General features: G+C 69.9%; 8 protein-coding genes. 5 read left to right on the forward strand and 3 right to left on the reverse strand.

Features of this window, described 5'->3' with window-relative positions:
- Nucleotides 1-84 precede the first annotated feature (84 nt).
- Complete coding sequence (locus tag E7Z53_RS18685) at nucleotides 85-1,473, forward strand: FAD-dependent oxidoreductase (protein WP_095650747.1); 1,389 nt, start codon at nucleotides 85-87, stop codon at nucleotides 1,471-1,473.
- Between the two features lie 107 nt (nucleotides 1,474-1,580).
- Nucleotides 1,581-1,970, forward strand: a complete 390-nt coding sequence (locus E7Z53_RS18690) for a heavy metal-responsive transcriptional regulator (RefSeq protein ID WP_095650746.1) — start codon at nucleotides 1,581-1,583, stop codon at nucleotides 1,968-1,970.
- 247 nt (nucleotides 1,971-2,217) lie between these two features.
- Here E7Z53_RS18690 and E7Z53_RS18695 read toward each other — a convergent pair whose 3' ends face one another.
- Together E7Z53_RS18695 and E7Z53_RS18700 are read right to left on the reverse strand one after the other, a co-directional pair.
- Complete coding sequence (locus E7Z53_RS18695) at nucleotides 2,218-2,985, reverse strand: SDR family oxidoreductase (RefSeq protein WP_176338573.1); 768 nt, start codon at nucleotides 2,983-2,985, stop codon at nucleotides 2,218-2,220.
- Between the two features lie 102 nt (nucleotides 2,986-3,087).
- Complete coding sequence (locus E7Z53_RS18700; protein WP_176338574.1) at nucleotides 3,088-4,029, reverse strand: ABC transporter substrate-binding protein; 942 nt, start codon at nucleotides 4,027-4,029, stop codon at nucleotides 3,088-3,090.
- Nucleotides 4,030-4,666: 637 nt separating this feature from the next.
- On the opposite strand from E7Z53_RS18700, the gene E7Z53_RS18705 reads away from it, so the two are divergent.
- From E7Z53_RS18705 to egtC, 3 genes are read left to right on the forward strand one after another with little or no spacing between them, the layout of a single operon-like run.
- Nucleotides 4,667-5,947 (forward strand): glutamate-cysteine ligase family protein, encoded by a 1,281-nt coding sequence (locus E7Z53_RS18705; protein ID WP_062737348.1) that lies wholly within the window; start codon nucleotides 4,667-4,669, stop codon nucleotides 5,945-5,947.
- On the forward strand, nucleotides 5,944-7,296 hold the full coding sequence (gene egtB / locus E7Z53_RS18710) for an ergothioneine biosynthesis protein EgtB (RefSeq protein WP_176338575.1): 1,353 nt from the start codon (nucleotides 5,944-5,946) through the stop codon (nucleotides 7,294-7,296). The genes E7Z53_RS18705 and egtB overlap by 4 nt, the downstream gene beginning before the upstream one ends.
- Before the next feature lie 4 nt (nucleotides 7,297-7,300).
- Nucleotides 7,301-8,110, forward strand: a complete 810-nt coding sequence (egtC, locus tag E7Z53_RS18715; protein ID WP_176338576.1) for an ergothioneine biosynthesis protein EgtC — start codon at nucleotides 7,301-7,303, stop codon at nucleotides 8,108-8,110.
- On the opposite strand, the gene E7Z53_RS18720 is transcribed toward egtC, so the two are convergent.
- Nucleotides 8,062-9,225, reverse strand: coding sequence for an aminotransferase class V-fold PLP-dependent enzyme (locus tag E7Z53_RS18720; RefSeq protein ID WP_176338577.1), 1,164 nt, complete (start codon nucleotides 9,223-9,225; stop codon nucleotides 8,062-8,064). The genes egtC and E7Z53_RS18720 overlap by 49 nt on opposite strands.
- Nucleotides 9,226-9,512: the final 287 nt, after the last annotated feature.

The following is a 9,512-nucleotide window of genomic DNA, read 5'->3' on the forward strand; positions in this document are numbered from 1 at the left end:
CTGGGCGCCGCCCCGGGCAACCGGGCATGATCCGCTGCAGAAGGCGACAGCAAGCCGAAGCACTGCTCGAGAAAGGGGAAGCCCATGGCCCAACGATTGATCGTCATCGGTGGGGACGCCGCCGGGATGAGCGCGGCCTCCGCCGCCCGCCGCCAGCTGCCCCAGGACCAGTTGGAGATCGTGGCGTTCGAGCGCGGTCACTACACCTCGTACTCGGCCTGCGGGATCCCGTACTTCATCGGCAAGGACGTCGCCGACACCACGGCACTGATCGCGCGCACCCCGCAGCAGTTCCGCGACCACCACGCCATCGACGCCCGGACCGGCCACGAGGTCCTGGAGATAGACCTGCACCGGCGCGCCGTGCTGGTGCGTGACCTCGTCCGGGGCCGGGAGGCCTGGGAGGGCTTCGACCAGCTCATGGTCGCCACCGGGGCCACCCCGGCCCGCCCTCCACTGCCCGGGATCGAGGCGGCCGGCATCCACGGGGTGCAGACCCTCGACGACGGCCTGGCCCTGCGGACGGTGCTGGAGCGGGACCGGCCGGGCCGGGCCGTGGTGGTCGGGGCCGGCTACATCGGCCTGGAACTGGCCGAGGCCCTGTCCGCCTGGGGCGTGGGCATCACCGTGATCGGACGCCCCCCGGCCCCGCTGCCGGCCCTGGACCCGGACATGGGCGCGCTCATCGCCACCGCGATGGAAGGCTTCGGGATGGAGGTGCGGATGGAGGAGACCGTCACCGGCTTCGCCACCACCGACGGGAAGGTCACCGCCGTGGTCACCGACCAAGCCACCATCCCCACCGATCTGGTGATCCTCGGGCTGGGGGTGACCCCGAACACCACCCTGGCCGCCCAGGCGGGGATCCCGCTGGGGGCCACGGGGGCGATCACGGTGGACCGCCGGCTGCGCACCGGCATCGACGGGGTGTGGGCAGCCGGGGACTGCGTGGAGAAGTTCCACCGCGTCTCCCGCCGCCACGTCAGCCTCCCGCTGGGCACCCACGCCAACAAGGAGGGCCGCACCGCCGGGATCAACCTCGGCGGCGGCTACGCCACCTTCCCCGGAGTGCTCGGCACCGCCGTGACCAAGATCTGCGACATCGAAGTCGGACGCACCGGCCTCGGCGAGGCCGAGGCGCAGGCGGCCGGCTTCGATCCGGTCACCGCCGTGGTCGACTCCACCACCCGGGCCGGCTACTACCCCGGAGCCAAACCGATCCGCACCAAACTCATCGCCGAACGCGGCACCGGACGACTGCTCGGAGCCCAGATCGTCGGAGAAGAAGGCGCGGCCAAACGCATCGACGTGCTCTCCGTCGCTTTGTGGCACGAGACCCCAGTGGAAGAGCTGCTGAACATCGACCTCTCCTACGCCCCACCGTTTTCCCCGGTGTGGGACCCGGTGCTGATCGCCGCCCGCAAGACCTGGCAGGCCGTGGAGACCGACCGCGCCCGCACCGAACCCGGATGACCACCGACCCCGGGTGGCCACCGACGACTCCGGGTCAGGCAGTGCCCGGTACCGGAACCTTCCTCTACCGTGGAAGGCCACAGAACAGTCCAGGATCGAGGTGCACCGTGCGGATCGGTGAAGCGGCCGCAGCCGCCGGCATGACCACCAAAGCCCTGCGGTTCTACGAACAGCAAGGACTGCTGCCCCCGGTGCACCGCGGTCCCAACGGGTACCGCGACTACCCACCAGAGACCCTCGCCCGCCTGCAGTTCATCCGCCGCAGCAAGGCCGCCGGACTCAGTTTGGCCGAGATCCGGAACATCCTGCAGATCCGCGACGCCGGACAGGCCCCGTGTTCCCACGTAGCCGCCCAGCTCGCCCAGCAACTCACTGACCTCGACCAGCACATCGCTGAGCTCACCGCTCTGCGGACTTCCGTGGCCGAGCACTACCAGGCCGCCTCCCAAGGCGACCCCGCCCAGTGCGACGCCGAGCAAATCTGCAGTTACCTATGAGGTCATCATTGATGTTCAGATATGGATGAACACAGCGATGAATCCGAAGAGCGCTACCACCGCTTTACATATGGCTCACATATCGGCCACTCAGTCACAGCAGCTGTATCAGCGGGGTCCTTTGGTGGGCGTTGCGGGTGGCGGCTCCGGTCGGGGCGGTCCACGGGAGCTGAGGTTGACCGCTGGGCGCTCACAGCGTCTCCGCCACCCGGGGCTGTGGTCGTTCACGGCCATCGTCGGGAGCAGCTCAGGGCCAGCCGGCCTCCAGGAGCGGGGTGACGGTGACTTCGTTGAGCACCAGATCCGGTGGCGAGACCGCGATCCAGGTGATCAACTGCGCCACGTGCTCCGGCGGCATCGACTCTGCAGTGGGGGTGTCCCCGTCTGCTGGTTTTCGGTTTTCGGGGGTCCAGGCGCCCCAGTGGGTGTCCATGGCCCCGGGGTAGAGCAGGGTCGCCCTGATCCGATGTGGTTTCCCTTCGGCGGCCAGGGTCTGGGTGAGACCGGTAAGGGCGAACTTCGAGGCACAGTAGGCCCCGGCGTCGGCCCAACCCCGCCGGCCGGCCACGGAACCAGCGGTGATGATCGTGCCCCCACCATGGGCCCGCATGTGCGGGAACACAGCCTTCGAGAGCAGGAACACCGCGCGCAGGTTCACGTTCATCACCCGATCCCACCCGGTGACATCAAGCTCCTCGATCGGCCCGGGGGCATCGGTGCCGGCTACGTTGACCAAGATCTCCACCGGACCCAGCTGGTGGTGGATGTGCTCAACGGCGGCGGTGATCGCCTCGGGGCTGGCCAGATCGATCGGGACGGCCACCGCCCGCCCGACACCCTCGTGAGGGAGCAGGCGGATCTGCTCGACAGTGTCCCCAAGGTCGGGTTCCGAACGGGCCAGCAAAGCCACATCAGCACCCGCGCCAGCCAACGCCAACGCAGCGGCCCGACCCAGACCACTGCTGGCCCCAGTCACCAACGCCACCCGTCCGGTCAGCGAACCAACATGCTCCATGACGTTCTCCTGTTCTACTTGACCGAGTTTCACTGGCGACCCCAACAAGGACTGCCTTCCATGAGGACCATGTGTAGCTGGGATGGTGTGCTGTTGCTGGGCTCAGTAGCCGTTGGCGGACAGCCACTGTTGTGCGGCGTCGGCGGTGCTGATCGGGTTCTCTCCGCTGACCTGCTGGTTGAGCCCGATCAGATCTTCCGTGGTGAGCTTGCCGGAGAGATCGTTCAGGGCGTCCACAGCCTCCTGCGGCAGCCGATCCTGTGCTGTGAGGGGCACAACCTGTTGGGCGATGAAGTTGTTCTCCGGGTCCTCCAGGACCACGAGGTCGTTCTCGGCGATCGAGGGTGTGGTGCTGAAGATGTCAGCGACGTCCACGTCCCCGTCCAACAACGCCTGGAGGGTCAGAGGTCCGCCGCCGTCGTTGATCGGCTCAAAGGAAGCCGGCACACACCCGTAGTTCTCCTCCAACCCCTTCAGCCCGTAGGCCCGTTCGGCGAATTCCGGGGTAGCGGCCAGCACCAGCTGGTCGCAGACCTCGGCCAGATCGGAGATGCTCTCCAGCTCGTACTGCTGGGCGGTTTCGGGGATGACGACCAGGGTGTCCTTGTTCTGCGCCTGCGCCGGTTCCAGGACGAGGAGGTCCCCGGGCAGGGCCTCGGGCAGGGCGTCCATGATCTCCTCGGCGGAGCTGGCGGTGGCCTCGGGGTCCGCGAAGAGCAGGAGGTTGCCGGAGTAATCCGGGATGACGTCGATAGAGCCGTCTTGGACGGCCCCGACGTAGGCCTCGCGGGAACCGATGCTGAGGTTGGTTTCGGTCTGGATCCCGGCTGATTCCAGTGCTCCGGCGTAGAGCTGGGCCAGGATTTCGTTCTCCGGGAAGTCGGCCGAGCCCACGGTCACGGTCTCCACCGCCGACTCCGAGGACCCGCCGTCCCCGGCGAGGGGGTCCCCGCCACCCCCGCAGGCGGTCAGCCCCAGAAGCAGGGCTGCGCCCAGGGTCAATACGGGAACAGCAGCTGGGCGGGTTGCAGCACCAAGGGTCATCGTGATTTTCCTATCAGTTGGTGTCTCGCAGGTGCCCACCGGGGCATCTGCCGGGTCAAGCTGGACCCGTGATGAAAGGCATGCCGTGGCCCGATGGCGTCGGTGAGGCCGGGATTCCGTGCAGCAAGGGATGGGCTTCCCTCTCCCGTGTTCGCACCAGCGCATGGTGTTGCCGCCGGTGACCTGCTGCTGTGCTTCCGCTGGGGCCTCCCGATGTCAGGTTCCTCCACCGAGAGTGTCCGGCCCTGATTTGGCGTGATGGTCAGCTTATGCGACGCGGCGAGCTCTGGCCCGGTCTTCACGGTCAGCGGTCAGCACGGATGAGGCGGACAGGCGCTGGTGGGGCCTTCGGCGCGTGTGTGGCGGGCTGCGTGTCTTTTCCGCTCTGGCCGGTCCTCGGCCAGACATGACGCCTCGGGAAGCAGCGGCGATCGTGGCGGTACGGGTTGAGTATTTCGGTTGTCCCCGGAAGGCTGGCTGTCATGCCGTGAGCAGCGAGGCGTCATGCACGGTGCATTGCGCGTTCTTGACGGCTGCGGCCACGAGCAGGTGCGCCCGTTGCCGGTGATCCCTGAGGCCGGTACTGGAGGTCGTTGTCAGTCCCCGGGGGTGTCCATTGAAAGGGCGAGGTGTGGTCATGATCCATCCAGGTCTGGAACACGATCTCGAGGTGCTCTCCGAGGCGGAGGCCGAGGAGCATGTGACTGCCGGCTGTTTCCGGACTGGACCCGCCGGGGCCGTGGGGCTGGAACTGGAGCGCACCATCCACGACGCCGGTAACTGCGCCCGCCCGGTGCCGGTGCCCGAGGTCAGGGCGGTGGCCGCAGGCCTTGAGGGCCATCTGCCGGGTGCCGGGGCGATCACCCTGGAACCGGGCGGTCAGCTGGAGTTGAGCTCAGCCTGCGCACCGGACCTTCCCTCCGTGATCGGTGCGGTGCGGGCCGACCTGGCGGCGATTGACGGGCGGTTCGCCGATGCCGGACTGCGGTTCGGGCCGCTGGGGATGGACCCGGTGCGCGCCCCGGCGCGCACGCTGGAGCATCCGCGGTACGCGACCATGGAACGCCACTTCGACCGTGACGGGGTGGCCGGGCGCACGATGATGTGCTCCACCGCCTCCTTGCAGGTGTGCCTGGACGCCGGCTTGCCGGGCACCGGCACGGGCAGCGCGGTGCAGCGGTGGCAGCGCCTGCACCGGCTGGCTCCGGTACTGGTGGCACTGTTCGCCAACTCACCTTTCCGCAACGGCACTCCCAGTGGCTGGGCCAGCACCCGGCAGTCGGTGTGGCTGGCCACCGACCCGTCCCGCACCGCCCCGGTGCCGCCCTCGGGCGATCCGGCGCAGGCCTGGGCGGACTACGCGCTGGACGCCTCGGTGCTGTGCATCCCGTCCCACGACGGGTCCTGGGACGCACCCCGCGGCCTGACGATGCGGGGGTGGTTGCGCGGGCAGGGCCCACGGCCGGTGACCCGCGCCGATCTGGACTATCACCTCAGCACCCTGTTCCCGTTCGTGCGTCCGCGCGGTTTCCTGGAGATCCGGGTGATCGACGCTCAGGCTGGTGCCGACTGGGAAGCAGTGGCGGCGATCACCACCGCGGTGGTGGACGATGAGCAGGCCGCGGACGCAGCGGCCGAAGCCTGCGGCCCGGTGGGCGTCTTGATAGACCCGATGCGCGCCGCTGCCCGGAACGCCATGGCCGAGCCGGCGCTGGCACGTGCTGGGCTTTTATGCGCGGAGGCCGCCCTAGGGGCACTTGGCCGATTGGGCGTCGACGCCCGCACCCGCTTCCTGGTGGAGCGCTTCCTCGAGCGCCATACGGCCCGTGGGCGGTGCCCGGCCGACGAGCGGCTGGAGCACTGGCACCGCACCGGAAACTTCTGGGACATCACCGACGACAAGGAGAACGCCGCATGAACCACCCCGGTTTCCCCCCGCACGGCCCCGAGGCCGCCGGCGCGCTCAAGGAACGGATCGCCTGCGGCCTGGAACGGTCCCGCCGCCGGGTGCACGCGCTCACCACCTGCGATGAGGAGGAGCTCCTCGCCCAGCACTCCCCGCTGATGTCGCCGCTAGTGTGGGACCTGGCCCATGTGGGCAGCCAGGAGGAGCTGTGGCTGGTGCGGGATGTGGGCGGGCTGGATCCTCTGCGCCCGGAGATCGATTCCCTCTACGACGCCTTCGAGCATTCCCGCAGCGCCCGCCCGTCGCTGCCGCTGCTCGACCCGGCCGACTCCCGCGCCTACATCGGCGAGGTCCGCGCCAAGGCCCTCGACATCCTGGACCGCGTGCCCCTGGAAGGCTCGCCCCTGCTGGAGGCCGGCTTCGCCTTCGGGATGATCATCCAGCACGAGCAGCAGCACGCCGAGACCATGCTCGCCACCCACCAACTGCGCGCCGGGGAACCGGTGCTGCACGCGCAGCCGCTGGATCCGGCCGTGCTCGGCACCCGGGGAGCGAATCTGCCGCGGGAGGTGCACGTGCCCGCGGGGCCCTTCACCATGGGCTCCTCCGTGGAGCCGTGGGCCCTGGATAATGAACGCCCCGCTCACGAGGTACACGTGCCGGGCTACTGGATCGACACCGTACCGGTCAGCAACGCTGAGTTCGCGGGGTTCGTGGCCGACGGCGGCTACGACCGGAAGGAATTGTGGAGCCCCGTGGGCTGGGCGCACCGGCAGCGCACGGGGCTCGGCGCCCCCGGGTTCTGGCGGCGCGAGGGCGGACAATGGTGGCGGCGGCGCTTCGGCGTCGAAGAAGCCGTGCCCGACGACGAACCGGTCCAGCACGTGTCCTACTGGGAGGCCGAGGCTTACGCCCGGTGGGCCGGACGCCGGCTGCCCACCGAGGCGGAGTGGGAGAAGGCCGCCCGGTGGGACCCGGGCACCGGCCGGTCCCGGCGCTTCCCATGGGGGGACGAGGAGCCAACGGCCCGCCACGCCAACCTCGGCGGGACGGCGATGCGCCCGGCGCCGGTGGGCTCCTACCCCGACGGCGCCTCCCCGCTGGGCGTGCGCCAGCTCATCGGCGACGTGTGGGAGTGGACCTCCAGCGACTTCCTCCCGTACCCGGGGTTCCGTGCCTTCCCCTACCGGGAGTACAGCGAGGTGTTCTTTGGATCCGAGCAGAAGGTGTTGCGCGGCGGGTCCTGGGCCACCGACGCGGCCGCCTGCCGGGCAACGTTTCGCAACTGGGACTACCCCATCCGGCGGCAGATCTTCACCGGCTTCCGTACCGCCCGCGACGCCGCGGCCGAGGGGCGGTAGACGGGTGTGCCGCCATCTGGCCTTCCTCGGCCCGCCGACCTCTTTAGCGGACCTCCTGCTGGCCCCGGCGCACGGGCTGCTCACCCAGTCCTGGGCGCCGCGGCGCCAACGCAACGGCACCATGAACGCCGACGGCTTCGGCGCCGGGTGGTACGCCCCCGGGGACCCGGTGCCGGCCCGATACCGGAGGGCGGTACCGATGTGGGCGGATGCCTCCTTCACCGACGTGGCCCGGGTGACCACCAGCACCGCGGTACTGGCCGCGGTGCGCTCGGCCACACCCGGCACCACCCCCGACGAGGCCGCGGCCGCCCCCTACACGGACGGCAACTGGCTGTTCAGCCATAACGGACGGGTGGACGGCTGGCCGACCTCCGTGGAGGCCCTGGCCGCCGGGCTGCCTCCGACCCGGCTGCTGAGCCTGGAGGCGCGCGTCGACTCCGCCCTGCTGTGGGCCCTGGTCCAGGACCGGCTCGCCGCCGGGACTGCCGCGCCGGAGGCACTGGCCACGGTGGTCGCCGACGTCTCGGCCGCCACCACCGGCCGGTTCAACCTCCTGCTTACCGACGGCACCACGATCGCGGCCACGGCCGCCGGGGACACCCTGTGCTGGCGCAGCGACGGCGCCGGGACCGTGGTGGCCAGCGAGCCCTCCGACGACGGTCCGGGATGGCGCCAGGTCCCGGACGGATCCGTGCTCAACGCCACCGCCGACCACGTGGACGTGCGCCCCATCGTCCCTCGACGGACAGAACCCGCCCCTGCTCAAGGCAGCGCGGTGATCAGCCGGTCGAGGTCGTCCTCGGTGTTGTAGTAGTGCACCGATGCCCGCACCGCCACGGTCTGCTGCTCGGGGGCCGGGTCCAGGACCAGGGGAGCAGCCGACGGCGGCAGCGCAACGGTGGAGACGTTGATTGTCTGCCTGCTCAGCTGGTTCTTCACCTGCTCGGCCGTTCGCCCGTCGACGGAGAACGTCACGATCCCGCCGCGGCGGAGCCCCCGGTCGTGCACCCGCACCGCGGGCACCGCCGCGAGCCGGGCCCGCAGGGCCTCGGCCAGCGTGGTGACCCGTCCACGGATTGGCTCCAGCCCCAGCGTTAGGGCGTAGTCCACCGCCCGGCCCAACCCCAACCGGCCCGCCACATTGGTCTCCCAGCTCTCCAGCGCCCGGGCCTCGATCTTGTCTGTGCCACCGGCCGAGCGGTGCCGGTCGTGCAGGGCGGGTTCGAGCCGGTCCAGCAGCTCGCGGCGCACGTGCACGAAGGCGGTGCCCCGGGGCCCGCGCAGGAACTTCCTCCCGGTACCGACCAGGACGTCGCAACCAAGCGTTTCCACGTCCAATGGCAGCTGCCCCACCGACTGGCAGGCATCCAGCACGAACGGCACGCCAGCAGCCCGGCAGGCCCGGCCCACCTCGGCCGCCGGCTGGACCTGCGCCCCGCCCATGGGCACGTGGGTGAGGGCCACCATCCCGGCCCCGCCCCGGTCCAGCTCGCACTGCAGGTGCTTCACATCCACCTGCCCGTGCGCGTCGTCGTCGAGCACCACCAGCTCAAGGCCGTCGCGGCGGGCCAGCTGACGCAGGACCAGCACGTTGTGCCAGTACTCCGTGCGGCCCAGCAGAATGCGCCGACCGGTCAACGGGAGGCGGGACACCACGGCGGCCCACGCGGTGGACCCGCTCTCCAGCACGGCGACCTCGCCCGGGGTCGCGCCGATCAATCGAGCCAGGGACGAATACACGCTCGCGATCCGTTCTTCGGCCTCCGCGGCGGCTTCATACCCGCCGATCTCCTCCTCACGGCGCAAGTGTCCGACCACGGTGTCCATCACCGGGTGCGGAGCCAGGGAGCTACCTGCGTTGTTGAGGTGGGTGACGTGCCCCGTCCCCCGGGTGTCCTCGCGCGCGGCCTTGACATCGATGCTCATGGCCTCATCCTGCCAAAGCACTCCGGCCGGCCAGAGCCCTACCGGTTTCTGAGGAACTGTCGCAGGAACGGATGCTCCTATTGGCGTCAATCGGTTTAAGGTGTTGTCGGTCAGTCTCGTCGAGCCAGTGCTGGCAGGGGACTGCCGCGCGATCAGGTGACATTTTGATCTGACTTGCCCCCAGGGCGGGCACAGCCGAGGTCCGAGGGTGCCGCTGTGCATTTACCGGTCGGTCCTGGATACTGGGCGACGGGGGAGTTTGTCCTAATGACTTTACATAACGCAGA

It is taken from the genome of Kocuria salina (assembly GCF_013368965.1).
In the GTDB taxonomy this organism is placed as follows: Bacteria; Actinomycetota; Actinomycetes; order Actinomycetales; family Micrococcaceae; genus Kocuria; species Kocuria rosea.